At 37.7% G+C, this 26,187-nt stretch carries 24 protein-coding genes; 16 read left to right on the top strand and 8 right to left on the bottom strand.

What is annotated here, in order from left to right; all coding sequences use genetic code 11:
• The first annotated feature begins 55 nt into the window (after positions 1 to 55).
• From A33S_RS0104650 to lacG, 4 genes are all read left to right on the top strand, one after another.
• Positions 56 to 637 (top strand): PepSY domain-containing protein, encoded by a 582-nt coding sequence (locus A33S_RS0104650; RefSeq protein ID WP_009383695.1) that lies wholly within the window; start codon positions 56 to 58, stop codon positions 635 to 637.
• A gap of 317 nt (positions 638 to 954) precedes the next feature.
• Positions 955 to 1,272 (top strand): PTS sugar transporter subunit IIA, encoded by a 318-nt coding sequence (locus A33S_RS0104645; RefSeq protein ID WP_009383694.1) that lies wholly within the window; start codon positions 955 to 957, stop codon positions 1,270 to 1,272.
• Positions 1,273 to 1,293: 21 nt separating this feature from the next.
• Positions 1,294 to 2,982: a lactose/cellobiose PTS transporter subunit IIB gene (locus A33S_RS0104640; protein ID WP_017176611.1), complete on the top strand. Its 1,689-nt coding sequence runs from the start codon at positions 1,294 to 1,296 to the stop codon at positions 2,980 to 2,982.
• Positions 2,983 to 2,995: 13 nt separating this feature from the next.
• Positions 2,996 to 4,405, top strand: coding sequence for a 6-phospho-beta-galactosidase (gene lacG / locus A33S_RS0104635; protein WP_009383692.1), 1,410 nt, complete (start codon positions 2,996 to 2,998; stop codon positions 4,403 to 4,405).
• Between the two features lie 63 nt (positions 4,406 to 4,468).
• Here the strand turns inward: lacG and rihC are convergent, their stop codons facing one another.
• From rihC to A33S_RS0104605, 6 genes are all read right to left on the bottom strand, one after another.
• Complete coding sequence (rihC, locus tag A33S_RS0104630) at positions 4,469 to 5,377, bottom strand: ribonucleoside hydrolase RihC (RefSeq protein ID WP_009383691.1); 909 nt, start codon at positions 5,375 to 5,377, stop codon at positions 4,469 to 4,471.
• A gap of 151 nt (positions 5,378 to 5,528) precedes the next feature.
• Entirely contained in the window at positions 5,529 to 5,819 is a 291-nt protein-coding gene (gene qoxD, locus A33S_RS0104625; protein ID WP_009383690.1) for a cytochrome aa3 quinol oxidase subunit IV, read from the bottom strand.
• Entirely contained in the window at positions 5,816 to 6,421 is a 606-nt protein-coding gene (gene qoxC / locus A33S_RS0104620) for a cytochrome aa3 quinol oxidase subunit III (RefSeq protein WP_009383688.1), read from the bottom strand. The genes qoxD and qoxC overlap by 4 nt, the downstream gene beginning before the upstream one ends.
• Positions 6,414 to 8,399, bottom strand: coding sequence for a cytochrome aa3 quinol oxidase subunit I (gene qoxB, locus A33S_RS0104615; RefSeq protein WP_026048962.1), 1,986 nt, complete (start codon positions 8,397 to 8,399; stop codon positions 6,414 to 6,416). The genes qoxC and qoxB overlap by 8 nt, the downstream gene beginning before the upstream one ends.
• 8 nt (positions 8,400 to 8,407) lie before the next feature.
• Entirely contained in the window at positions 8,408 to 9,520 is a 1,113-nt protein-coding gene (qoxA, locus tag A33S_RS0104610) for a cytochrome aa3 quinol oxidase subunit II (protein WP_009383685.1), read from the bottom strand.
• Between the two features lie 399 nt (positions 9,521 to 9,919).
• Positions 9,920 to 10,243, bottom strand: a complete 324-nt coding sequence (locus tag A33S_RS0104605; protein WP_009383683.1) for a DUF5011 domain-containing protein — start codon at positions 10,241 to 10,243, stop codon at positions 9,920 to 9,922.
• A 241-nt stretch (positions 10,244 to 10,484) separates the two neighbouring features.
• Between A33S_RS0104605 and A33S_RS0104600 the strand changes: the two genes are divergently transcribed.
• Positions 10,485 to 11,627 carry a globin domain-containing protein gene (locus A33S_RS0104600; protein WP_009383682.1) on the top strand — a complete coding sequence of 381 codons (1,143 nt, stop codon included), beginning with the start codon at positions 10,485 to 10,487 and terminating at the stop codon, positions 11,625 to 11,627.
• Positions 11,628 to 11,686: 59 nt separating this feature from the next.
• Here A33S_RS0104600 and folD read toward each other — a convergent pair whose 3' ends face one another.
• A complete protein-coding gene (folD, locus tag A33S_RS0104595) occupies positions 11,687 to 12,544 on the bottom strand; it encodes a bifunctional methylenetetrahydrofolate dehydrogenase/methenyltetrahydrofolate cyclohydrolase FolD (RefSeq protein WP_017176610.1) in 858 nt (285 codons plus the stop codon).
• A gap of 212 nt (positions 12,545 to 12,756) precedes the next feature.
• Here folD and purE point away from each other — a divergent pair, with 212 nt between their 5' ends.
• From purE to purD, 11 genes are read left to right on the top strand one after another with little or no spacing between them, the layout of a single operon-like run.
• Entirely contained in the window at positions 12,757 to 13,239 is a 483-nt protein-coding gene (gene purE / locus A33S_RS0104590) for a 5-(carboxyamino)imidazole ribonucleotide mutase (protein WP_009383680.1), read from the top strand.
• Positions 13,226 to 14,356 (top strand): 5-(carboxyamino)imidazole ribonucleotide synthase, encoded by a 1,131-nt coding sequence (purK, locus tag A33S_RS0104585; RefSeq protein ID WP_009383679.1) that lies wholly within the window; start codon positions 13,226 to 13,228, stop codon positions 14,354 to 14,356. Before purE ends, purK begins: the two co-directional genes overlap by 14 nt.
• Positions 14,357 to 15,058, top strand: coding sequence for a phosphoribosylaminoimidazolesuccinocarboxamide synthase (gene purC, locus A33S_RS0104580; protein WP_009383678.1), 702 nt, complete (start codon positions 14,357 to 14,359; stop codon positions 15,056 to 15,058). It begins immediately after the preceding gene.
• 2 nt (positions 15,059 to 15,060) lie between these two features.
• Positions 15,061 to 15,321: a phosphoribosylformylglycinamidine synthase subunit PurS gene (gene purS / locus A33S_RS0104575; RefSeq protein WP_009383677.1), complete on the top strand. Its 261-nt coding sequence runs from the start codon at positions 15,061 to 15,063 to the stop codon at positions 15,319 to 15,321.
• The gene (gene purQ, locus A33S_RS0104570; protein WP_009383676.1) at positions 15,321 to 15,992 is read left to right on the top strand and encodes a phosphoribosylformylglycinamidine synthase subunit PurQ; all 672 of its coding nucleotides are present in this window, start codon (positions 15,321 to 15,323) and stop codon (positions 15,990 to 15,992) included. Before purS ends, purQ begins: the two co-directional genes overlap by 1 nt.
• Entirely contained in the window at positions 15,985 to 18,174 is a 2,190-nt protein-coding gene (purL, locus tag A33S_RS0104565) for a phosphoribosylformylglycinamidine synthase subunit PurL (RefSeq protein ID WP_017176609.1), read from the top strand. Before purQ ends, purL begins: the two co-directional genes overlap by 8 nt.
• Positions 18,153 to 19,571, top strand: coding sequence for an amidophosphoribosyltransferase (gene purF, locus A33S_RS0104560; protein WP_009383673.1), 1,419 nt, complete (start codon positions 18,153 to 18,155; stop codon positions 19,569 to 19,571). The genes purL and purF overlap by 22 nt, the downstream gene beginning before the upstream one ends.
• Positions 19,572 to 19,577: 6 nt before the next feature.
• Positions 19,578 to 20,612, top strand: a complete 1,035-nt coding sequence (gene purM / locus A33S_RS0104555; protein ID WP_009383672.1) for a phosphoribosylformylglycinamidine cyclo-ligase — start codon at positions 19,578 to 19,580, stop codon at positions 20,610 to 20,612.
• Positions 20,609 to 21,175, top strand: a complete 567-nt coding sequence (gene purN, locus A33S_RS0104550) for a phosphoribosylglycinamide formyltransferase (protein ID WP_009383671.1) — start codon at positions 20,609 to 20,611, stop codon at positions 21,173 to 21,175. The genes purM and purN overlap by 4 nt, the downstream gene beginning before the upstream one ends.
• A 13-nt stretch (positions 21,176 to 21,188) precedes the next feature.
• Positions 21,189 to 22,667 (top strand): bifunctional phosphoribosylaminoimidazolecarboxamide formyltransferase/IMP cyclohydrolase, encoded by a 1,479-nt coding sequence (gene purH / locus A33S_RS0104545; protein WP_009383670.1) that lies wholly within the window; start codon positions 21,189 to 21,191, stop codon positions 22,665 to 22,667.
• A gap of 18 nt (positions 22,668 to 22,685) precedes the next feature.
• Positions 22,686 to 23,933: a phosphoribosylamine--glycine ligase gene (purD, locus tag A33S_RS0104540; RefSeq protein ID WP_009383669.1), complete on the top strand. Its 1,248-nt coding sequence runs from the start codon at positions 22,686 to 22,688 to the stop codon at positions 23,931 to 23,933.
• A gap of 1,397 nt (positions 23,934 to 25,330) precedes the next feature.
• Here the strand turns inward: purD and A33S_RS0104535 are convergent.
• Positions 25,331 to 26,122, bottom strand: a complete 792-nt coding sequence (locus A33S_RS0104535) for an energy-coupling factor transporter transmembrane component T family protein (protein ID WP_017176608.1) — start codon at positions 26,120 to 26,122, stop codon at positions 25,331 to 25,333.
• Positions 26,123 to 26,187 lie beyond the last annotated feature (65 nt).

The raw sequence follows: 26,187 nt of genomic DNA, 5'->3' as shown, positions 1-26,187 counted from the left end.
TTTTTTATGAAGAAAAAGATGCCAAAACATAAATAAGGGTGGGTGTTTGAGAGCAGTGAAGCGTTTTATATTACTACCAATGGTCCTGATAGGTTTTGTCTTATCTGGATGTAGTATACCGACTAAAACTGACAAGGAAACGAAAGTCGAGCAAATTGATGATAAATACTATCAAAATTCAACAATTAAAGTCAATCACTTAGTTGTAAAAACTGCGGATGCGATTGAAATTGCTCAAGATGAGTTTAAAGGGCATTTAAAAAAGGTTAGATTTGAACGCTCTGATAATAAATGGAAGTATATTATTGTCCAAGGTGATAAACAAGAAGAAGCGGTTACGATTGTGGATGCGAAAACAAGTGATGTCATTTCTCATTCTGTCAGAGATAGCAACGAGCCAATAGACCAGGCGAATTATTTCGAATTTGATGAGGCGCGTACGTTCGAAGCAATACAGAAAGGTGCGCGATCTATGATTGGTAATCATATTAGAGGATGGCAATTGACGAAAGAATATTCTACTGGGGCTGTTGTTTATCGCGTTGCTTATCGCAATGCTGGACGCAATTTAGAAGCGTATATTGATGCTGAATCAGGTATCGTATTGAATATTCAAAATGATGCTAAATCATTTTAATAAATGTTTAGAGGTGAAATGCCAAGCGGTGTTTCACCTCTTTTTTTGAATAAATAAACATTAATAAACTTTTAAAGAAATATATTTTAAAATCTCTAAAATTGTAACAAGTTGAGAACTGACAATGAATAGATGTATACAAAATTGTCAGAAATTTTGGATTGACTTATATTTAAGAAAAGAGTAAATTATTATTGAGCACAATAACAAACAATAACAAAAATAAACAAACAAAATTTAACAATGCCTTAAACCGATATCAAGTTATCTCATCTTGAGTAACTTTAATAAATTATTCTTTTCAAGAGGTGACAATTATGAGTAAAGAAGACAACATGTTAGTAGGTTTTGCAATTGTAGCAATCGCAGGTTACGCAAGAAGGGAAGTTATGCAAGCTTTAGAATGTGCTAAGAACAATCAAATTGATGAAGCTAAAGCGCACATTGAAAAGTGTAATGAATTTATTACCGAAGCGCATAAAGAGCAAACGCAAATCCTTGCTAAAGAAGCGAGCGGTGAAATTGCGGATATGAGCTTTATTATGGTTCATGGTCAAGACCATTTAATGACGACTATGGCTTTAAGAGATGTAGCGAATTATGTGATTGACTTATATCAAACAATCCATAACTAATTTTAGCGAGTAGGTGACAACATGAATAAGATCATCAAATTCATTGAGAGAATGAAGCTTTTTTTTGAAAAGATCGCTTCAAATCCTTATTTAGCTGCCATACGTGACGGCTTTGTGGCATTAATGCCCGTTGTATTATTTTCATCATTTTTTATTTTAGTGGCATACGTGCCTAATGTATGGGGATTTCATTGGCCTAAAGATATAGAAGGTATCATCATGAAGGTTTATACCTTTACGATGGGAATGCTTTCAGTGTTTATGGCTGGTACTGTGACGAAATCACTTACCGATAACCGAAATTTGAAAATGCCAAAAACCAATCAAATTAACGTGATTTCAACATTTGTAGCAGCAGAATCATCATTACTTATTTTAGCAATCAATCCGATTAAGGATGGTTATAGCATTGATTTACTTGGTACTAAAGGTTTAATCGCGGCTTTCGTTGTAGCCTTTGTGGTACCAAATATTTATAAGTTCTGTATTTCGCGTAACATAACTATTAAGATGCCACCACAGGTACCTGGTAATATAGCGCAAGCATTTAAAGATATGATTCCGTTTGCGTTATCAATAACGTTCTTCTGGATCGTAGATATCGTAGTTCGTGCCTTTACTAAGGGTAACGCAGCAGAACTTGTTACAAACTTATTATCTCCGTTATTTACTGCAGCGAATGGTTATTTAGGATTTGCGATTATCTTCGGATTTATTGCTTTCTTCTGGTTTATAGGTGTTCACGGACCATCTGTAGTAGGGCCAGCAGTTATCGCAATTATGTATAATAACCAAGTTGAAAACTTACGCTTATTTAGAGAAGGGGAACATGCGAATATTGCTTTAACGCAAAGTACGCAAGACTTTGTTGCATTAATTGGTGGTACGGGTGCCACGTTCTTAGTGCCATATATCTTTATCTTCTTATGTAAATCTAAAGAGCTTAAAGCAGTAGGTAAAGCTTCTGTTGTACCTACAACGTTTGCTGTAAATGAACCGTTATTATTCGGTGCACCAATTATTTTAAACCCAGTGTTTATGATTCCATTTATCTTAACGCCTATTTTTAACTCATGGATACTTAAATTCTTCGTGGAAAATCTTGGTATGAATGGGTTCATGCACTTCTTACCATGGCCAACACCTGGTCCAATTGGTATCTATATGGCATCTAACTTTGCTACTTTATCGTTATTATTAATTGCAGTCATTATGGTAGTCGACTTTGTGATGTGGATGCCATTTATTAAAGCATATGATCGCATGAAAGTAGCAGAAGAGTTAAGTTTTGAAACAAGTGGTGTTACTGCTACTTCTAGCACAGCACCAGAACAAGTCGACACTCAATCAAGTGATAATGAAACTGAAGCACAAAGTGAACAAAAACTCGAAGAACACACTAATGTATTAGTTGTATGTGCAGGTGGCGGTACGAGTGGTATATTAGCGAATAGTTTAAATAAATACGCAAAAGAAAATAATATTCCGCTTGAGGCTACTGCCAGAGCTTATGGTCAAGATATGGATTTAATTAAGGACATGCATATCGTTATCTTAGCACCGCAAATGGACTCTATGAAAAATGAAATGAAGAAATTTACGGATCAACATGGCGCGATATTAATGTCTACCACAGGTAAAGAATACATTTCACTTACACGAGATGGTGAAGGTGCTATGAAAAAAATATTTGAACTTTTACAAAAATGAGAGGAAGAAAGAAATGATTAAATTACCTAAGGAATTTATATTGGGGGCTGCAACAGCAGCTTATCAAGTTGAAGGGGCTAGTAAAGAAGATAACAAAGGACGCGTTTTATGGGATGAATTTTTAGAAAAGCAAGGACGTTTTTCACCAGACCCAGCAAGTGACTTTTATCACCGTTATGAAGAGGACATCAAACTTGCTTCAAAATACGGTATTAAAGCGTTGCGCATCTCTATCGCGTGGTCTCGGATATTTCCTTCAGGGACGGGAGAAATTAATCAACTAGGGGTAAATTACTACAGAAATGTATTTGAAACATGTCACAAGTACGGTATCGAACCGTTTGTTACACTACATCATTTTGATACACCAGAAACGTTATTTAAAAAAGGGGACTGGTTGAATAAAGACCAAATCGAAACGTTTAAAAATTATGCAGCATTCGTTTTTGATACGTATCATGATGTTGTTAAAAATTGGATAACGATAAATGAGCCTATTGCTTATGTGCAAGGACAGTATATTTCAGGGGCTTTTCCACCGGGTGAAAAGTACCAAAAATTAAAGGCGCTTCAAGCACAACATAATCAGATGGTAGCCCATTCTAAGATCGTTAACTTATTTAAGTCAAGAGGGTATGAAGGCGAAATCGGTCTTGTTCACGCGTTGCTACAGTTTTATAGCATTGATGACAAAGAGGACAATCATTTAGCGACTTACCGACACGATACATTTATGAATGGTTATATGCTCGATGCGACGTTCTTAGGAACTTATTCTAAAGAGAAGTTAAATGTTATCCAAGCTATTCTAGGTGATGAATACCAAGATTTAATCATGACTGATGCAGAAATGGAAGAAATCAAACAAGCAGCACAAGATTTAGATTTCTTAGGCATCAACTATTACCAAAGTAATTGGATTAAACACCATGACGAGGAAAGTCTGATTCATCATAATGGAACAGGGGATAAAGGCACGTCAATCTTTAGGTTAAAAGGAATTGGAGAGGTTGTAAAAAACGAAGCGATTCCTACTACTGATTGGGACTGGTATATTTATCCTCAAGGTTTATATGATATGATGCAACGCATCAAAGAGGACTACCCGAATTATAAAAAGATTTATGTGACTGAAAACGGGCTAGGTTATAAAGATGAATTTAATGCTGAGACAAACGAAATCGATGATCAACCAAGAATTGATTATATTAAACAACACATTGAAGCTATTAGTGATGCATATCGTGATGGTATTAATGTGAAAGGTTATTTCGTATGGTCTTTACAAGATATGTTTAGCTGGTCTAATGGTTACAACAAACGTTATGGCTTATTCTATATCGATTTCGAAACACAGAAACGTTATGTTAAGCATAGTGCCAAGTGGTATAAAGCTTTATCAGATGACATATATGAATCATAAAAGATTTCAATAAAGAACACGACTTACAATTCGATGAGAATTGTAGGTCGTGTTCTTTATGATTTATGGACAGTGAATTAATGCTTTAAAGAAGTGAGATTTGAATGCCTCTTTATCGATATCCTTAACAACGGTTGCATTAGGATATTTAGATTTCTCATCAACAAATGTCTGCCCCTTATACGTTTCGTCTCGATATTCAACCTCTATATATGCTTCAGCTACTTCAAATAATTCAGGATGCAGTAGATAAATAAGTGTATATACATCATAAATCTTAACACCTTTATCAAAATCATCACTTCTGTAACGACTTAGAAGATTGAATAGCATTTCCCCAGTTTTACCCATACGTTGTAATTCTTTAAGGTCCTCTTGATTAAGCATACTATTATACGCAACATCTAAACCAACCATAGTGATAGGTAAACCAGATTTAAACACGATTTGACTTGCTTCAGGGTCTGAGTAGATATTGAATTCTGCATAAGGCGTAACATTACCGCCAACTATACTACCACCCATTAGAATTATTTCTTTAATATGGTCTGAGATATCACCGAATGTTTGAAGTAATAAAGCAATATTTGTAAGTGGTCCGATAGCAATGATTGTGATTGGGTCTTCATGCGCTTTAATCGTTTCGTACATCGCTAATATAGAATTTTGTGAAGCGAGATCGTTCTGATCAACCTCTTCAAATTCATGGCCATCCATACCCGAAGCACCATGAACGTCTTGTGCATCAATTAAGGTCGATAGGTAGGGGTGCGAAGAGCCTCTATGTACTGGAACATCACTCTTGAAAAAGCCCTTTAACTTTAAGGTATTTGCAGTGGTATTTTGAATACTAACGTTTCCGTAAACTGTTGATATCATTTTTACATCTAATTCTGGGTGATTTAAAGCGATGCTAATGGCTTGAGCATCATCGATACCTGGATCAGTATCAATTATCATTGGTATTGACATATTTACGCCTCCCTATGCTTAGTTCACTTCCATTGAATCATATTTGAGAAGATAATTCAGTTAATCAAGACATAAAAAAAGCTGATTAATTCAATGAAGAATTAATCAGCTTAGGTGTCTTATAAAGCTGTGGGACTTTGTTTAACGGTTATTATACGTGTGAACCGTGTCCACCTTGCATTACCCAGTAAGTACCAATTACGATAGCTAGAGTAATGATGATGGCAAAGATAACTTTAAAGACTTGAACGCGTCCATCGCGACCTTCAGTTAAGTGCATGAACATGAATAATTGAAGGAATGCTTGGATGAAAGCAAAACCAAAAATGATGGTAATTTTAGCATTTAGAGCTAATGTAGTGTGTAACGTTACGTATACGGCAAGTAAAGTTAAAATGATTGAGGCGATAAAGCCTAATGTATGTTTTACAATTGTATTCATCCGCTAAACACCATCCCTATCATATACACGGCAGTGAAGATGAAGATCCAAACAACATCTAAGAAGTGCCAGTATAAACTTACTATAAATAATTTAGGAGCATTGTACTTATTCAGTCCACGCATACCTACTTGAATTAATAAACAAATAATCCAGAAAATACCTAACGTAACGTGGGCTCCGTGAGTTCCTAACAAGATAAAGAAGCTTGACCAATATGACCCAGCTTGTAGAGTAGCACCTTTGTGTACGTAGTGTGCGAACTCATAGATTTCAAATCCTACGAAACCTGCACCGAGTAATAGGGTGATGATCATCCAAATCATCATTAAAGCTTTCTTTTCTTTTCGCATGTAATAGATTGAAATACCACATGTATACGAACTAATTAAAAGTAAGAACGTCATAATTAGAACAAGTGGAAGTTCAAATAAGTCCGTTGTTAAGTGGCCACCATAACCACCACCATGCTGTAACGTTAATAATGTTGCAAATAACGTACCGAATAATGCGAATTCAGCTGTCAGGAAGATCCAAAAGCCGAGTTTATTCAAATTACCTTCATGCGTTTGCGCATCAATTGTATTTGTATGATTACTCATGACTCATAGCCTCCCTTTCTTTAATACGTTCGTTTCTTAAACGTTCTTCAGTTTGTCTTACTTCATGCTCAGGGATATGGTAACCATGTTCGTCTTCGAAACTACGATAAATCATAGTTGCAAATACGCCGATTAAGCCTAAGATTGCTGGTAAGATTGTTTCGAATACTAAGAAGAAACCAGCAATAGTGAAGAAGATTGACATCCAGAAACCAACGTGTGTGTTATTAGGCATGTGAATTTCACCGTAGTTCTTGTTGTCTAGGAAGTGACGACCTTTAGCTTTCATGTCTACGAAAGTATCATAGTCATCCCAATCTGGTGTTACAGCAAAGTTGTAATGAGGTGGTTTAGCAGAAGCTGTTGACCACTCTAATGTACGTCCTAAGCCGTACCAGTTATCACCAGTAGCTTCACGTGGTGATTTAAAGTGACTCCATACGATATTGGCAACTAAGAATAAGAAACCAATTGTCATGATGATAGCACCGATTGTTGAAATAAGGTTTAAGATAAACCAACCATCAGCATTACTGTAAGTGTAAAGACGACGTGGCATACCATCTAAACCTAAAACATATTGCGGTACGAACGTCACATTATAACCAATCATGAAGAACCAGAAACACCATTTGTTAAGTTTCTCTTGTAACTTGTAACCCATCATTTTTGGATACCAGAAAATTAGGGCAGCTAAACAAGCGAATACAACACCGGCAACAATTACGTTATGGAAGTGGGCTACTAAGAAGTAAGTATTGTGGTATTGGTAGTCGGCAGAAGCCATCGCTAACATAACACCAGTTACACCACCGATAACGAAGTTCGGTATGAATGCTAATGAGAATAACATTGGTGATTCGAATGAAATTCTACCTTTATGAAGTGTGAATAACCAGTTAAAGATTTTCACACCAGTAGGTACTGAGATTAACATTGTTGTGATTGAGAATACTGAGTTAACTAAAGCACCATTACCCATTGTGAAGAAATGGTGAACCCATACTAAGAAACTTAAGAATGCGATACCTGCAGTTGCCCAAATCATACTGTGATGACCGAATAAACGTTTACGAGCAAATGTAGGAATGATTTCTGAGAATATACCGAATGCTGGAAGGATTAAGATATATACTTCAGGGTGCCCCCATACCCAGAAGAAGTTAGCCCATAGCATTGGCATACCGCCTTCGGCAACTGTAAAGAACGTTGATCCGAAGATTCTATCTACTGTCATTAATGCTAATGCGATTGTTAAAGGTGGGAATGCTAAGATGATGATTAATGCAGTTACGAAAGTAGTAACTGTGAACATCGGCATTTCCATGAAACGCATTGTCTTCGTTTTAAGTTTAAGTATTGTAACGAAGAAGTTGATACCGGTCATTAAGGTACCGATACCTGCTATCTGAATAGCTATTAAGTAGTAGTTAACACCTGGTCCTGGACTAAATTCACCAGCAAGTGGTGCGTAGTTTGTCCAACCTGCAGCAGGTGAACCACCGATAATGAATGATAAGTTGAACAGTAACATACCAGAAACGAATAACCAGAAACTAATGTTATTCATAACAGGGAATGCTACGTCGCGAGCCCCAATTTGTAATGGAACGATAACGTTCATTAAACCAATTACGAACGGCATCGCCATAAAGATAATCATGATTACACCGTGTGTCGTGAAAATCTCGTTGTAGTGGTTGGATTCTAAGAACTTATTATCAGGTATCGTCAATTGCGTACGTAATAATAAAGCATCTATACCACCACGAACAAACATTAATATTGCACAAACAAGGTACATAAAGCCGATTTTCTTATGGTCGACCGATGTGAACCATTCTTTGTATAGGAACTTCCATAACTTAAAGTAAGTAATAACAGCTAGTACTCCTAGAACCATAAATGGTGCACTGATTTGTGCAAGAGTAATCATCCAGTTACCTTGAACTAAAAGTTCATGGAAAGGGAAATTAATCCAATTCATTAATGTTCACCTCCATGCTCTTTTTCTTTTTTCTTAGACTTAGATGCGTCTTCTGACTTAGCACCTTCAGAGATTTCTTCCATCTCATCCATGTTGTGGTCTTCTTCTTTCTTGAATTCACTGTCATAAGATTCGTTGTTACCTAAAATCATTGCCTTCATACCATGACGTTCATAGTTAGGGTTTGTGATTTGAGGTTTACGAGGTGGTTTAACTGGTTTATCAGAAACACCTTTCTTTTGATCATAGAAGTTAGGATCTTTAGGTACGAATTTATAACGATCATAAGCATAGAAGATGTATTCAGGGTCAGCAGCTGGATCAACAAATGCCATATGTGTACCACTGAATGTTAATTCTTTGTTAGGTGTGATAGGTAAAATTTGTTTGTCAAATGTATCTTGAGTTAATTTCTTCTCACCTTGAGCTTTCTTAACCCATTCTTTGTACGATTTGTTGTCTACAGCTTTGACATCAAATGTTTGACGCGCAAAACCTTCACCGTTGAAGTTTGAGTTTCTACCTTTGAATGTACCTTCTTCAGAAGCTTGTAAAGTCCATTCCATCGTCATGCCAGTCATAGCGTACTTTTGACCACCAAGTTGTGGAATCCAGAAACTCGTCATAGTGTCCATTGATTGTAACTTGAATACTACTGGACGATCTTTAGGAATAGTTAAATGGTTAACAGTTTCAATTTTTTCTTCAGGATAACTGAAGAACCATTTAAATCCAGCACTAGTAGCATAAATTACAATTGGATCTTCCTCTTTCTTTGGTTTTTCCTCTGCACTGTATAGCGCTTGTATAGTTGGAATTGCTAAAGCGATTAAAATCAATACAGGGATGACGAACCAAACAGTTTCAAGTAAAGAGTTGTGGTGCATCGTTCCTGATTTTTCAGTATTCTTTAAACGATATTTAATACTGAATATCATGAAAAGAATAAATACCACAGCAACAATAACAAGCATAAATATAATCGAATAAATGATTAAGAATTTTAAATCGCTTGCCATTGGCCCTTTTGCGTTTAAAACTTCTAAATTAGAACAACCACTAAGTAAGATAACGGCGCCTAAAAATAGAAGTAAAGACTTAAATTTTGACACTTTCTTAACCTCCTAATACTACAAATGTAGGGCTTATCACTAATTTTAAAATATTACGCAATATTTACAAGAGGTTTAACGATAAATTTAAGTAAAAAATCTGCTTAAACCGTTGTGAAATGGGGACTGGCGTGGGTTCAAAGATTTGTTAAGAATATGTGTACATTTTGTGAAAACTGTCATATTTAACTTTTAGTAAATAATTTGATGAAAAAACGCGTGAATTTGGCATATAAAAAGGGGTTTTAAGTTCATTCGAATATTAAATTTTGAAAGAAATTAGGGGAATTCCTGACATGAAATTAGGGTGCTTTTTCGTAATATGAGATTTACAATGAAATTGAGATAGAAAAAAACTGGAGCTAAAGTTAACTCCAGTTTGTGTTCATTTAATTTTGATTATTGGTCAATTACTTCGATAAAACGCGTGTGTAAATCTGTAGCACCATCTGAATCTCTAACTTCATATGTAATTTTGTATTTACCTGGTTTATCAGTATCCACATGGCCATTAATTTTAATCTTATCTGTTAAATCGCCGTCTTCTTTATCGTAAGCACTGATGCCATTTCTTAAGTTGAAGTTTTCTCCAAGTTCAATCACACCATCTTCAACGCCTTTAATTTGAGGGATGGAGTTACTAGTAGCTTCAGCATTTAAGTTTGGAGATACTAATGTAGCTGAAACTCCGATTGCGGATAATGATTGTAAAAGTTTGTTCATGTGATAAAGCCTCCAAGATAATCAAAATTGTAGTTATATATAAAGTTACATTACTACCTATGATTTTACATCAATCTATGGTCGTAATATACCTAATCTTTATTAAAATAGCATTAAAATTCTATCAAAATCTTGTAAGCGTTATGAAACTTATATGGCTTTTACTGTAGTGGTAAATGGTGTTTCATGTAAGTTTTAATAATAAATATTGTATAGGTTAAATTTTTACGGGAGTGATTTTATGTTAACGAGTGAAGAAAAAGACATTATCCAACAAACGGTGCCAGTGTTACAAAAGCAAGGGACTGAAATTACGCAGACATTCTATAATAGAATGTTTAATCAACACCCAGAATTAAGAAATATGTTTAACCAAACGAACCAAAAACGCGGCTTTCAATCTACTGCGCTAGCACAATCGGTATTAGCTGCAGCGGTAAATATCGATGATTTATCAAAGATTTTACCTGTTGTAAAAGAGATTGGTTATAAGCACTGTGCATTACAAGTATTTCCGGAACATTATCCTATAGTAGGTGAGAACTTACTAGCAGCTATTCAAGAAGTTGTTGGGTTAGAGGAGAGTCATCCGATTATTCAAACTTGGGGTAAAGCTTACGGTGAAATCGCTGACGCGTTTATTCAAGTTGAAAAAGAAATTTATGATTCTATGATTTGGGATGGTTTCAAACCATTTAAGATTACATCTATTGAAGAAGAACGTTCTGACATTAAAGTGTATACAGTAGACACTAATGGTATTGATTTAAGTCAATATGTACCAGGTCAATATATTACAGTAGATGTTAATAGTACAAAGTTACCTTATCGTGCTAAGCGTCATTATTCAGTAGTTGAAGGTACGCAAGACAGTTTGAAATTCGCTGTTAAACGCCATGTTGAAAATGATATGGAAGGTGAAGTATCTGCAATCTTACACGACGAGTTTAGTGTAGGAGATGATATCTTATTATCAGCGCCAGTAGGTGGCTTCAAAGTTCACAACCCTGAGCATGATCAATTATTTATCGGTTCAGGCATTGGGACTACACCATTAATTCCTATGTTTAAACAAGCTACATCTGAAAGCCAAGATGTTAAATTTATTCAAGTTGCTGATAAAGCGGGCGAGAGTCCTTTTGAACAAGATTTAAAAGAAATTGCAGAACAAGGTAATGCTAAATTACACATTCATGACAAATCAGTTGAAGGTTATTTATTAAAAGATGAGTTGAAGGACTATCTAGAGGCTAACACTGAAATTTATGTATGTGGTGGTACAGTCTTCATTCAAGCAATTGTTAAAGAATTAAAAGCGTTACACGTAGATATGACGAAAGTTCACTTTGAAACATTCGTTCCACGTTTAAGTGTAGAAGTATAATAATAAAACCCGAACCTTATATGAAGGTTCGGGTTTTTCTATGCCTTAATGAATACGCTTTATTCAATTCCACGGCGCATTTTTTCAGCTAATAATGTGTTGTTAAGCACCATTGTAATTGTCATTGGGCCAACACCACCAGGTACTGGTGTAATTGTGCCAGCAACTTCTTTAACTTCGTCGTATTCAACGTCACCTTTTAATTTACCGTTTTCATCAGGTGTATTACCAACGTCAATAACTACTGCGCCTTCTTTAACGTCATCTTTAGTAACTAATCCAGGACGACCTACAGCACTTACGATAACGTCTGCATTTTTAAGGAATTCTTGTTGGTTTTGACTTCTAGAATGAAGGATTGTAACTGTCGCGTTTTGTTGAATTAATAACTTAGCTACTGGTTGACCTACGATGTGGCTACGACCAATAACAACCGCGTTCTTACCTTCTAAGTCCATATCAGAGTGTTTTAATAGTTCCATAATACCTAGAGGTGTACATGCTACAAATGTTTGTTCATCAATATAAAGTTTACCAATATTTGCTGGGTGGAAGCCATCAACGTCTTTTTCAGGGTTAATTGCTTCTAATACTTTTTGTTCACTTACTTGTTCAGGTAAAGGTACTTGAACTAAGATACCGCTTACTGAATCGTCATTATTTAAACGTTCTAATTCGCTTAATACTTCTTCTTCACTTGCGCTTTCTTCTAAATGTACGATTTCTGAAATCATACCAATTTTCTCAGCTGCTTTGTTTTTAGCTTTTACGTAACTTTGGCTTGCACCGTCATTACCTACTAAGATAACGGATAATTTTGGTGTGTAACCTTTTTCTTTTAAAGCCTCTACTTGATCTTGAAGACCTTGTCTGTAATCTTTTGCGATTTGTTTACCGTCTAAAATTTTCGCTACCATTTAATTCATCTTCCTTTCTTTTTGGTAATCGAACTTTCAATATCATTATAGTTCTAAAATACGTGTTTTCGCTTCAAAAAACGAAAATTATAACTAAATAATTGATGAAAGTTCGATTTTTGGATTGAAAAAGCAATAGATGATTGATATGCTATATCTGTAATATACATCTATTAAGCATACAATTTCAAATGATTGAAAGGGTGTTCAACGTGAAAGTTGCGGTTATTATGGGCAGTTCTTCAGATTGGGACATTATGAAGGAAAGCTGCACTATGTTAGAAACATTAGAAATTCCGTACGAAAAGAAAGTTGTATCAGCACATCGTACGCCTCACATGATGGTAGATTTTGCTACTAATGCTAAAGATAATGGCTATGACATTATCATTGCAGGTGCTGGTGGTGCCGCGCACTTACCAGGTATGGTTGCTTCTATGACAACATTACCTGTTATAGGCGTACCAATTGAATCTAAAAGTTTAAAAGGACTTGATTCACTATTATCAATCGTTCAAATGCCAGGCGGTATTCCAGTAGCTACAACAGCAATTGGTAAAGCAGGCGCTAAGAATGCTGGTATTTTAGCAGCAAGAATGGTTGGCATGACAGATGATAAAGTGAGCCAAAACCTTAAAAATTACGAACAGTCGCTCGTAGAGAAAGTAGAGGAGATGCAAAGTGACCTTCAATAAGCTCAACATGGGAGATACGATAGGTATTATTGGAGGTGGACAACTTGGCAAGATGATGGCACAATCCGCTCAAAAGATGGGCTACCGTGTTATTGTGCTTGATCCTGATGCTGAATGTCCGACTCAATATGTATCACACGCGTTTATACACGCGAATTACGATGACGAAAAAGCTTTAAATGAGCTTGGTGAGAGATCAGACGTCATCACATATGAATTTGAAAATATTGATGCGAAACAACTCAAAGCATTAACTGAAAAGTTCAATGTACCTCAAGGGTACGAAGCAATATCATTATTACAAGATCGTCTCACGGAGAAAGAAACCTTAAGTGAAGCAGGCGCTAAGGTCGTACCCTTTGTACAAGTGACGAGTCCAGATGATTTAAATCAAGCAATCCAAACGCTCGGCTTTCCACTCGTGCTTAAGACACGTTTTGGTGGCTACGATGGTAAAGGCCAAATATTAATGCAATCATCTGAACAAATTGAAGAAGCATTAACGCTCATTTCTCAACAAGAATGTGTAGCCGAACAATTCGTTAATTTAGACAAGGAAGTTTCGTTAACCGTGACAATTGGTCACGATAATCAAATTGTATTCTTCCCACTTCAAGAAAACGAACATCAAAACCAAATTTTATTTAAAACGATTGTGCCCGCTCGTACAAACGACATTGAGCAACAAGCGCAACAGGAAGTTCAGAAAATTAGTAATGCGATTCATTTCGTAGGTACATTTACAGTCGAATTTTTCGTTGATCAATCAGGTGAATTATTCGTAAACGAAATTGCACCAAGACCGCATAACTCAGGTCATTATTCGATAGAAGCTTGTGACTTTTCACAATTTGATACACATATCTTAGCTGTCGCAGGTCAAGACTTACCTCAATCTATAACACTTCTAAAACCTGCAGTTATGATGAATTTATTAGGTCGAGACCTGGACTTATTGGAACAGGACTTTTCAAAACACCCAGAATGGCATGTGCATATATATGGTAAAACTGAGCGTAAACAAGATCGCAAGATGGGACATATGACGTTACTTACAGATGATGTAGATCAAACTGAAGCAGAAATGTTACGTACATTTGAAGGGAGAAATCAATAAATGTCTTTAAAATACGAAGGTAAAGCGAAACGCGTCTTCACGACTGATGAGGACCATGTACTTCGTTTAGAGTACAAAGACGAAGTAACAGCAGGCAACGGTGCTAAGAAGGACGATATGGCTGGCAAAGGTACTTTAAACAACCAAATTACGTCTCGAATCTTTGAATATTTAAAGGATAACGGCGTAAAGAGTCACTTCATTAAGCAACTTTCTGAAACGGAACAACTCGTTGAAGAAGTTACGATTATTCCATTGGAAGTTGTCATTCGTAACGTTGCAGCTGGTTCAATTACACGTCGCTTAGGATTTGAGAAGGGCCACCAATTTGAAAAGCCACTCTTAGAGTTCTTTTACAAAAATGATGATTTAAATGATCCATTAATTACAGATGACCACGTGAAGCTCTTACACATCGCGAACGATGACGAAATGAAAGAAATTAAAGATCATGCTTATAAAGTTAACGCAGCTTTAGTTGAACTCATGGATAAGATGAACTTAACGCTAGTGGATTTCAAAATTGAATTTGGTAAGGATGCGAACGGTAATATCGTGCTCGCAGATGAAATTTCTCCTGATACATGTCGTATTTGGGATAAAGCAACGAATGAGAACTTTGATAAAGATGTTTACCGCGAAGACACTGGTTCATTAATTGATACGTACCAAACTTTCTTAAATAAATTGGAGGAAATTTAAAAATGAAAACGATTGAATTACACATTACTTTACAACCACAAGTACTTGATACACAAGGGCAAGCATTAAATAGAGCCGTGCATGATTTAGGTTATAAGCAAGTGAATGATATTCGTGTAGGAAAGGTCCTTTATATGACAGTTGATGAAGCGACAGATGAAAAAGTTGACGAAGTTGTAACTACTTTAAGTGAGAAGTTATTCGCTAACACTGTTATTGAAGAGTACAGTTATAAAGTTTTGGATGAAAAGGAGAATGCATAATGAAATTTGCAGTCCTTGTATTCCCTGGTTCAAACTGCGATAGAGATATGTATAATGCAGCGATTAAATCAGGTGTAGAAGCGGAATATGTAGATTATCGTACATCATCATTAGAAGGCTTTGATGGCGTATTAATTCCTGGTGGCTTTTCATTTGGAGATTACCTACGCTCAGGCGCAATGGCGAGTGTAGCACCAGTTATTAAAGAAGTGAAACGTTTAGCTGAAGAAGGGAAGCCGGTATTAGGTGTTTGTAATGGTTTCCAAATCTTAACTGAAATTGGTTTATTACCAGGTGCATTACTTCATAATGATTCACATTTATTCGTAAGTCGTAATGAACAATTAAAGGTTGTAAATAATGAGACGAAATTTACGAACCTTTATGAAAAGGATGAAACGGTTGTTTATCCTGTAGCGCATGGTGAAGGTCATTATTATTGTACAGATGACATGTATGATGCTTTAGAAGCGAACAATCAAATTATTCTAAAGTATATTGATAATCCGAACGGTTCACATGATGATATCGCTGGTATTGTGAACGAAGCTGGTAATGTATGCGGTATGATGCCACACCCTGAACGTGCTTTAGAAACGTTACTTGGTACGGATAGTGGCGTGAAGTTATTCGAATCAATGGTAAATAGTTGGAGGGAACAACATGTCTAAATTTATAGAACCGAGTGTAGAAGAGATTAAGTCACAAAAGTTATATAAAGATATGGGATTAAAAGACGCTGAATATGACAAAGTTTGTGATATTTTAGGTCGCGAACCAAACTTTACTGAAATTGGTATCTTCTCAGTAATGTGGAGTGAACATTGTTCTTACAAACACTCTAAACCATTCTTAAAACAATTCCCTACATCTGGCGAACATGTATTAATGGGACCTGGTGAAGGTGCAGGTGTTGTTGATATCGGTGATAATCAAGCAGTTGTATTTAAAGTTGAATCACATAACCATCCTTCAGCTATCGAACCATACCAAGGTGCAGCAACAGGTGTCGGCGGTATTATCCGTGACATCGTATCGATTGGTGCACGTCCGATAAACTTACTTAACAGCTTACGTTTCGGTGAGTTAACGAATAATAATAACAAACGTTTATTACGCGGCGTTGTAGCAGGTATCGGCGGTTATGGTAACTGTATCGGTATCCCAACTACAGCTGGTGAAATCGAGTTTGATGAACGTTATGAAGGTAATCCACTTGTTAACGCAATGTGTGTCGGTATTATCGATCATGACATGGTTCAAAAAGGTACAGCGAAAGGTGCAGGTAACTCTGTGATCTATGTAGGTCTTAAAACTGGTCGTGACGGTATTCACGGTGCGACGTTCGCTTCTGAAGAGTTAAGTGAAGAAAGTGAAAGTAAACGTCCATCTGTTCAAATTGGTGACCCATTCGTTGGTAAGAAGTTAATGGAAGCGACGCTTGAAGCAATTACGTATGATGAATTAGTAGGTATTCAAGATATGGGTGCTGCTGGTTTAACATCTTCATCATCTGAAATGGCAGCTAAAGGTGGTAGCGGTATCCACTTACAACTTGAAAAGGTACCAACACGTGAAGCGGGCATTTCGCCTTACGAAATGATGTTATCTGAAACACAAGAACGTATGTTACTCGTTGTTGAAAAGGGTACTGAGCAGAAATTCTTAGACCTATTCGAAAAGCATGAACTTGATACAGCAGTAATCGGTGAAGTTACAGATACAGATCGCTTCGTTTTAACGTATGAAGACGATGTATACGCTGACATTCCTGTAGGTCCTTTAGCTGACGAAGCACCTGAATATATTTTAGAGGGTGAGAAGAAGGAACATGATGCACCTTTAAATGATTATTCAAATGTAGATGTTGATGATGTCTTCAAACGCTTATTAACACATCCAACAATTGCTTCTAAACATTACTTATACCAACAATATGACCAACAAGTTGGTGCGAATACAATCTTGAAGCCAGGTCTTTCTGCTTCTGTCGTACGTGTTGAAGGTACGAATAAAGCAATCGCTTCCACAATTGATGGTGAAGCACGCTATGTTTATAACGACCCTTACGAAGGCGGTAAGATGGTTGTAGCTGAAGCGTATCGTAACCTCATTTCTGTAGGTGCGAAACCATTAGCAATGACTGACTGCTTAAACTACGGTTCACCTGAGAAGAAAGAGATTTACCAACAATTAACAGATTCAACGAAAGGTATGTCAGAAGCTTGTAAGGCACTTGAAACACCTGTAGTTTCTGGTAACGTTTCGCTATACAACGAGACACGTACAACGTCTATCTTCCCAACGCCAGTAGTAGGTATGGTTGGTTTAATCGAAGACGTTTCATTCTTAGAGAACTTCAAGCCTGAGAAAGGTGACAAATTATATCTTGTTGGTGACACTAACAACGATTACGGTGGTAGTCAAATCGAGAAATTACTTTATAAAGACGTGAATCATGAGTTACAACCTGTTGATCTTTCAACTGAAATTAAGCACGGTGAAACGATTCGCGATGCGGTTCGTTCAGGAAAAGCCTCTCACGTACAAACAGTAGGTAAAGGTGGTTTATTAATCACACTTGCACGTATTAGTGCTTACTTCAACATTGGTTTAGATGCGCAATTAGACTTAACAAATGCGCAATTATTCAGTGAAACACAAGGTCGTTACGTAATTGCAGTTAGAGAAAACGAAACATTAGATATCGATGATGCTATTGAAATTGGTACTTTAACAGACCAAGATGCTTTCAATGTAGAAGCAAAAGATGCTTCAGTTCGTTATGCGACTTCAGATATTAAACAAATGTGGGAAGGAGCCATTCAAGCATGCATGACATCCGCGGACTAAATGAAGAATGTGGTGTCTTTGGAATTTGGAATCATCCTCATGCAGCAACATTAACGTATATGGCGTTACACAGCTTACAACATCGTGGCCAAGAAGGTGCTGGAATTGTTTGTTCAAATGGTGAACAACTTTTCGGCGCCCGAGGCATGGGGCTACTTACAGAAGCGATTTCAGATGTACAATTAGAATCTTTACAAGGTTATCAAAATGCGATCGGTCATGTGCGCTATGCGACGACTGGTGCAAGCGAAATTTCTAATGTACAACCATTCCTATTTAAACACTCTAAAGGCGACTTAGGTCTAGCACATAACGGTAACTTAACTAATGCTAAACAAATTAGACGTGCGATTGAGTCACAAGGCGGTATCTTCCAAACGACGAGTGACTCTGAAGTACTCGCACATCTCTTAATTAAAGGTAAATCACCTAGTATTAAAACGAATCAAAAAGCAGCTTTAAACCAAGTTAAAGGTGCGTTCAGTTGCGTTATTTTAAATGATAACCAACTTACTGTGACACGTGATAGTCGCGGGGTACGTCCTTTAATGTTAGGTAAAGTTGACGGTGCGTATTGTGTCGCTAGTGAAACGTGCGCGTTTACTGCGATTGGTGCTGAATATATTCGTGATATTGAACCTGGTGAATTAATTACGTTTAATGATGACGGTGTAGATTTTGACACGTATACGAATGAAATTGATCACCGTATGTGTTCAATGGAATACGTTTACTTTGCAAGACCTGATTCAGAATTTTATAAACACTCCATTTATAATGTGCGTAAAGCGTTAGGTCGTGAACTTGCACGTGAAATGGGTGTCGATGCTGATATTGTAATCGGTGTACCTGATTCATCATTACAAGCAGCGAAAGGATACTCTGAAGAGTCCGGCATACCGAATGAGCAAGGGCTTTTGAAGAATCGATATATTGGACGTACGTTTATCACACCAGACCAATCTGTTCGTGAACGTCAGGTGCGTATGAAGCATTCGCCAATTCGTGACGTGATTGAAGGTAAAAAAGTTGTCGTGATTGATGACTCTATCGTGCGTGGTACGACAAGTAAATATATCGTGAAGGCGTTGAAATCAGCGGGTGCGCGTAAGGTACACATGGGTATTTCATCACCACCTCTGAAGAATCCTTGTTATTACGGTATCGACGTTTCGACGCATGCTGAACTTATGGCAGCGCAATATGAAGTTAAAGATATTGAAAAAATGATTGGTGCAGATTCGTTAACGTATTTATCTGTCGAAGGTATGCATAAAGTGTTTGAAGCATTCGACTCTAAGGGTGAATGTAATGCATGCTTTACGGGTAACTATCCAATTGAAATTGTGGATCATCAATTACCTGAAGCAAAAGAGCTTAAAAGAAGAGGAGTGTAACACGACATGGCAGAATCTTATAAAAAAGCCGGTGTAGATATTCATGCTGGTTATGAAGCAGTTGAACGTATGTCTAGTCACGTGGAACGTACGATGCGTAAAGAAGTACTTGGTGGATTAGGTGGCTTTGGTGCGACATTTGATTTATCTCAATTAAACCTTAAAGAACCTGTGCTTGTATCAGGTACTGATGGTGTTGGTACGAAATTAAAACTTGCGATTGACCACGATAAACATGACACAATCGGTATTGATGCGGTTGCTATGTGTGTGAATGACATCCTAACAACTGGTGCTGAACCTCTATATTTCCTAGACTACATTGCAACGAACAAAGTTGTACCTGAGATTGTTGAACAAATCGTTAAAGGTGTAAGTGATGGTTGTGAGGAAACGAATACTGCTTTAATCGGCGGTGAAACGGCTGAAATGGGAGAAATGTACCATGAAGGTGAATATGATATTGCAGGTTTCGCCGTGGGTGCTGTTGAAAAGTCTGAGTATATCGACGGTACTAAAGTGAAACCAGGTGATGCGATTATTGGTCTTGAATCAGATGGTATTCACTCTAATGGTTACAGCTTAGTGCGTAAGCTTGTTGAACAATCTAAGGTCGATGTTAACGATACGTTCGTTGATGATAAATCTTACTTAGACGTGTTATTACAACCGACACGTTTATACGTTAAACCAATTCTTAAGCTTAAAGAAAGTGTTGCGATCCATGCGATGACGCATATTACTGGCGGTGGCTTCTATGAAAATATTCCGCGTGCGTTACCTGAAGGTTTAGGTGCGAAAGTAGATGTATCTACATTTGAGACGCCTGAAATCTTTAATTGGCTTCAACAGGTTGGCGATATTGATACGGATGAGATGTATAACATCTTTAATATGGGTATCGGCTTTACGGTAATTGTTGATGCTAAAGACGTTGATAAAACGATAGGGCTTTTAAATGAGGAAAATGTGAATGCGTATCATATTGGTGAAGTTGTAGAGAGCGAGACGCCAATTGAGTTAACGGGGGTTAAAGCGTGATTAAAGTAGCTATCTTCGCTTCAGGTTCAGGCAGTAACTTTGAAAACATCATGGCGCGTGTGAATGACGGTACGTTATCCAATATTGAAGTGACTTCGTTAGTTGTCGATAAGAAGGATGCGTATGCGATTGAGCGCGCACGAAAGTTTGATGTCCCTATACATGTTGTATTACCGAAATCATTTGAATCTAAGGAAGCTTATGAAGCTGAAATTCTTTCTTATTTAAAAGAAGAAGGTGTTGAGTGGGTTGTACTAGCAGGCTACATGCGCTTAATTGGCACAACGCTACTTGATGCGTATGAAGGGCGTATGCTGAATATTCATCCTTCATTATTACCGAAACACAAAGGGAAAGACGCGATTGGACAAGCGTTAGAAAGCGGCGACACTAAGAGCGGTTCGACTGTACATTATGTAGATAGTGGTATGGACACGGGAGAAATCATTGAACAAATGTCATGTGAGATTGAAGATGGCGAAACGAAGGCATCTTTAGAATCTAAAATTAAAGCTATCGAATACGAACTTTATCCAAAAGTCATCAAATCCATTATTCAATAAGGAGTCTTTATTCATGAAAAATGCTATTTTAAGTGTATCTGATAAAACTGGAATTGTAGAATTTGCTAAAGAATTAGTAGCGTTAGGTTACCAATTATATTCAACTGGCGGTACGAAAAAGGCGTTAGAAGACGGTAATGTGGACGTGAAGTCAGTTTCTGATTTAACGCAATTTGAAGAGATTATGGATGGCCGCGTTAAAACGTTACACCCTGGTGTACATGGTGGTATCTTAGCTGACCGTGATAAGTCAGTGCATTTAGATCAGTTAAAGGAACAAAATATTGAACTGATCGATATGGTTATCGTTAACTTGTATCCTTTTAAAGAAACGGTTAAAAATCCTGATGTAACTGAAATGGATGCGATTGAGAACATCGATATCGGTGGTCCTACAATGTTACGTGCTGCGGCGAAGAACTTTAAGCATGTGACGACGATTGTAGACCCAGCGGATTACGATACAGTGATTGAAAAAATTAAATCAGATGCGTTAGATGAAGCATTCCGTAAATCATTAATGATTAAAGTATTTAAGCATACGAATGATTATGATAATGCGATTGTTGAATTCTTTAATGATAGTAAAGAAACGTTACGCTATGGTGAGAATCCACAACAGCAAGCTGAATTTATTCGTACGACTGATGCGAAGAATACCATTGCGGGTGCGAAACAACTTCATGGTAAACAGTTAAGCTTCAACAATATTAAAGATGCGGACGCTGCTTTATCGCTTGTTAAGAAGTTTGAACAACCTTCAAGTGTTGCTGTGAAGCATATGAATCCTTGTGGCGTAGGTGTTGGTGAAACAATTAATGAAGCATATCAACATGCGTATGAAGCGGATTCTCAATCAATTTTCGGTGGAATTGTTGCGTTAAACCGCCCAGTTAATAAAGCCCTTGCTGAAGAACTACACAGTATCTTCTTAGAAGTTGTCATTGCGCCTGAGTTTGAAGCGGACGCAATTGATGTGTTAACGCAGAAGAAAAATATTCGCTTACTTGAAGTCGATATGGCGCAAGATACGGATGAAACTGAGTTTGTTTCTGTATCAGGTGGTTACTTAGTTCAAGATAAGGACAACTTTGATGTACCACGTGAAGAGATGAAAGTTGTTACGGATGCAGAACCAACTGAAGCGCAATGGGATGCGTTATTACTTGGTTGGAAAGTCGTAAGTGCTGTGAAGAGTAATGCGATTGTCTTAAGTAATGACAAGCAAACAGTAGGTGTTGGTGCAGGTCAAATGAACCGTGTAGGCTCTGCTGAAATCGCGATTGCGCGTGCAATTGAAATGAACGATAACGTGATTTTAGCTTCGGATGGCTTTTTCCCAATGGATGATACAGTTGAAACTGCCGCTAAAGCAGGCGTTAAGGCGATCATTCAACCAGGTGGTTCAATTAAGGACCAAGATTCAATCGACATGGCGAATAAACATGGTATCGCTATGGTTACGACTGGCATGAGACATTTCAAACATTAATATTGGAGGTATAAGAACATGAAAGTACTCGTTATTGGTGCAGGTGGTCGTGAGCACGCACTTAGTTATAAATTGAACGACTCAGAACTTGTAGATACTGTTTACGCGATTCCAGGTTCTGAAGCGATGAACAACGTTGCAACAAGTATTTCTGATATTAAAGAAGATGATCATGAGGGTATTTTAAACTTCGCAAAAGACCATGAAGTAGAATGGGTCGTTATTGGACCTGAACAACCTTTAACTGAAGGGTTAGCGGACACGTTACGTGAAGCAGGCATTAAGGTGTTTGGTCCGAATAAAGCTGCAGCGCAAATTGAAGGTTCGAAGTCATTTGCGAAACGTATTATGGAGAAGTACGATATTCCGACTGCAGATTATAAGGAAATCGATAATAAGGCTGATGCAATGGCTTATGTGCGTGATTGCGATGTACCTGTTGTGCTTAAGAAAGATGGTTTAGCTGCAGGTAAAGGTGTTATTATTGCGAATACGCGCGATGAGGCAGTTGAAGCGGTTGAAGCGATGTATCAAGAACGTGAAGACAGCAAAGTAGTGTTCGAGGCCTTTTTAGAAGGAGAAGAATTCTCTTTAATGACGTTTGTAAACGGTGATTATGCGGTTCCGTTTAGTTGTATCGCGCAAGATCACAAGCGTGCGTTTGATAATGACGAAGGTCCGAATACTGGTGGCATGGGTGCTTACTGCCCGGTTCCTCACATTAAAGACGAGGTGCTTCGCGAAACGAATGATAAGATTGCGCAACCTATCGCAAAAGCCATGCAAGCTGAAGGTTATGACTACTTTGGTTTATTATACATCGGTGCGATACTGACTGCTGAAGGTCCGAAAGTGATTGAGTTCAACGCGCGTTTCGGTGACCCTGAAGCACAAGTGTTGTTAAAGCGCATGGACAGTGATCTGATGCAACACATTTTAGACTTAGAAGCTAAAGCGCCGATTGATATGGAATGGAAAGATGCTTCTGTAGTAGGTGTGATGCTTGCTTCTAAAGGTTATCCTGGCGCTTATGAAAAAGGCGTTAAAGTGAGTGGTTTCGAAGATAATTCAGATTTCTTCGTAAGCGGGCTTAAGAAAGACGGCGACGACTATGTAACATCAGGCGGCCGCGTTATCTTAGCGCTTGGTGAAGGTTCTGATATTAAAGAAGCTAAAGCAAAAGCCTATGACAATGTAGAGAAGATTAAGAGCGACGGCTTATTCTATCGTAAAGATATTAGTGATAAAGCTTTAAGAAACGGATAAGTTGTGTTTTTGAGATAGAGTGTTTGGTGTAAGTTTGTGTCGAGATTTAGGTTATGGCGAGGTTCAGTTTGAGTCGAGGTTCAGTTTGTGGCTGAACGTGATGATCGATATATAGGTTAGGTGAGTCCTACGGGTATTGTGCTCGTAGGACTTTTTGAGTTGTTAGAGGATAGGTGGTGTTGGGTGGATTAAGGGGAAGAGGTGTTAGCAAAAATGGTGATTCAGGAATAATGGTGGTGTTCGATAGAGCATTTGTGTGTTTAGTGAAATAGGGATTAAAAGCGGTAGAGGGGGTATACATATGTGGTTGAAGTGTAGGTAGTTGATTTGTTGCAGCCAAGTGAGGTCGCGACATGGCTCTTACGATGGATTAGTAGCCAAGTGGAGACGTGACATGGCTGTTAAATAGGAATAAGAGCCAAGTGGATGTGCGACATGGCTCTTATAGTGAATTAGTAGCCAAGTGAGGTCGCAACATGGCTCTAAAAGCGGATTAGTAGCCAAGTGGAGATGTGACATGGCTCTTATAATGAATTAGTAGCCAAGTGGAGATATGACATGGCTGTTATAAAGGATTAGTAGCCAAGTGGAGATATGACATGGCTGTTATAAAGGATTAGTAGCCAAGTGGAGATGTGACATGGCTCTTATAATGGATTAGTAGCCAAGTGGAGATATGACATGGCTGTTATAAAGGATTAGTAGCCAAGTGGAGATGTGACATGGCTCTTATAATGGATTAGTAGCCAAATGGATGTACGACAAGGCTCTAGCGGATAAGTAGCCAAGTGGAAGTACGACATGGCTCTAGCGGATAAGTAGCCAAGTGAGGTCGCGACATGGCTTTAATTAATTATTTTTATATAAGTCTTGTAATATAAGTTAGTAAATATGTGATTCAACTTGTAGTTTTGCGAAAAGTCGCTAAGCGAGCCGTTGCCAACTAGTGAGGGAGTGACAAGTTGCTAAGCGAGCCGTTGCCAACTAGTGAGGAAGCGACAAGTTGTTAAGAGAGCCGTTGCCAACTAGTGAAGAAACCACAAGTTGCTAAGAGCGGTGTTAACAACTAGTCATAAATCAACAAGTAGGTAAAAGTGAACGAATTACTTTGAGTGTTAATCTAAGTATTGCCGAATAGCGTCGGAATGGGCAACCGAAACCGACGCAAAAACCGGATAGCGTCGGAATGGTAAATCGAAACCGACGTTAAATCCAAATAGCGTCGGAATGGTCGACCGAAACCGACGCAAAAGCCTAATAACGTCGGAATGAGCAATCGAAACCGACGCTACCACTATAGCCAACCCAACTAACCCTTCAGCACCACAATTTAACCCAGTCTCGGAACATAATAAAACACGGATACACACCTAAATGTGTACCCGTGTTTTTCTAATTTATCGAACGTCCATAATACCCGTAATAGGGAACATATGAGCTAGAACGAATGCTAAGCTTACGATTAAAATAAGCATAATAACAAATAATACGTCGCGATAGCTTAACGGCGCATGATAGTAATAAGTACGCGGACCGTCTTTAAATCCTTTTTTCTCCATCGCGACGGACAGTCGATGGGCTTTTCGAATATTTTGACTCAACAAAGGAATAACTAAATGTTTCAAATAATTCAAGCCTTTGTAATTCGAACGACTAATGATTTGGTAACGCATCTTCAAGGCATTACGGAGTTGACCGAGCGATTCAATCATTAGCGGAACCATACGAATCGCGGCCATAAACGCATAAGCGAACTTCGGCTTCAGCTTTAAATTCTGCATGAGACTGTAGAAGACCATGACGATTTGCGATGTAAAGGCGATAACCACGCCGTAGAAAGTCATTGTCATCGTACGTAATGATAAATGTAAGCCTCTGAATAAACTTTCGGTCGTAATATGAATGATTCCGAACTTAAATAACGTATGAGACCCTTCACCATAGAAGATCATAAATAATGACGAAATTAAACTAAATATCACGCCGATACTCGTGACCAATAGCACGACCTTCAACTTAGAACCATTAAAGATCATCAAATAGATAAACATCACTAGCGCGAGGTAGAGCATTACGTCGAAGTTATGCACGAATATAATGAAGAAAAAGAGGATAATACCAATCAATAATTTCGTAACGATATTTACATGATCAACGAAAGTTTCATAACGTTTCCACATCTCAACCATTGATATCACCTACTTCTTCAACCAATTTTCCATCCTGAATCTCAAATCGTCTCGTCGGATAACGA

It is taken from the genome of Staphylococcus massiliensis CCUG 55927 (assembly GCF_000298075.1).
GTDB classification, from domain to species: Bacteria; Bacillota; Bacilli; order Staphylococcales; family Staphylococcaceae; genus Staphylococcus; species Staphylococcus massiliensis.
This window is presented reverse-complemented; position numbering and strand designations above follow the sequence as displayed.

Excerpts from the sequence above, each read along its gene's own strand:
- A33S_RS0104645 (WP_009383694.1), top strand. The coding sequence starts at position 955 with ATGAGTAAAGAAGACAACATGTTAGTAGGTTTTGCAATTGTAGCAATC.
- A33S_RS0104640 (WP_017176611.1), top strand. The coding sequence starts at position 1,294 with ATGAATAAGATCATCAAATTCATTGAGAGAATGAAGCTTTTTTTTGAA.
- lacG (WP_009383692.1), top strand. The coding sequence starts at position 2,996 with ATGATTAAATTACCTAAGGAATTTATATTGGGGGCTGCAACAGCAGCT.
- rihC (WP_009383691.1), bottom strand. The coding sequence starts at position 5,377 with ATGTCAATACCAATGATAATTGATACTGATCCAGGTATCGATGATGCT.
- qoxD (WP_009383690.1), bottom strand. The coding sequence starts at position 5,819 with ATGAATACAATTGTAAAACATACATTAGGCTTTATCGCCTCAATCATT.
- qoxC (WP_009383688.1), bottom strand. The coding sequence starts at position 6,421 with ATGAGTAATCATACAAATACAATTGATGCGCAAACGCATGAAGGTAAT.
- A33S_RS0104605 (WP_009383683.1), bottom strand. The coding sequence starts at position 10,243 with ATGAACAAACTTTTACAATCATTATCCGCAATCGGAGTTTCAGCTACA.
- A33S_RS0104600 (WP_009383682.1), top strand. The coding sequence starts at position 10,485 with ATGTTAACGAGTGAAGAAAAAGACATTATCCAACAAACGGTGCCAGTG.
- folD (WP_017176610.1), bottom strand. The coding sequence starts at position 12,544 with ATGGTAGCGAAAATTTTAGACGGTAAACAAATCGCAAAAGATTACAGA.
- purC (WP_009383678.1), top strand. The coding sequence starts at position 14,357 with ATGTCTTTAAAATACGAAGGTAAAGCGAAACGCGTCTTCACGACTGAT.
- purS (WP_009383677.1), top strand. The coding sequence starts at position 15,061 with ATGAAAACGATTGAATTACACATTACTTTACAACCACAAGTACTTGAT.
- purQ (WP_009383676.1), top strand. The coding sequence starts at position 15,321 with ATGAAATTTGCAGTCCTTGTATTCCCTGGTTCAAACTGCGATAGAGAT.
- purL (WP_017176609.1), top strand. The coding sequence starts at position 15,985 with ATGTCTAAATTTATAGAACCGAGTGTAGAAGAGATTAAGTCACAAAAG.
- purF (WP_009383673.1), top strand. The coding sequence starts at position 18,153 with ATGCATGACATCCGCGGACTAAATGAAGAATGTGGTGTCTTTGGAATT.
- purM (WP_009383672.1), top strand. The coding sequence starts at position 19,578 with ATGGCAGAATCTTATAAAAAAGCCGGTGTAGATATTCATGCTGGTTAT.
- purH (WP_009383670.1), top strand. The coding sequence starts at position 21,189 with ATGAAAAATGCTATTTTAAGTGTATCTGATAAAACTGGAATTGTAGAA.
- purD (WP_009383669.1), top strand. The coding sequence starts at position 22,686 with ATGAAAGTACTCGTTATTGGTGCAGGTGGTCGTGAGCACGCACTTAGT.
- A33S_RS0104535 (WP_017176608.1), bottom strand. The coding sequence starts at position 26,122 with ATGGTTGAGATGTGGAAACGTTATGAAACTTTCGTTGATCATGTAAAT.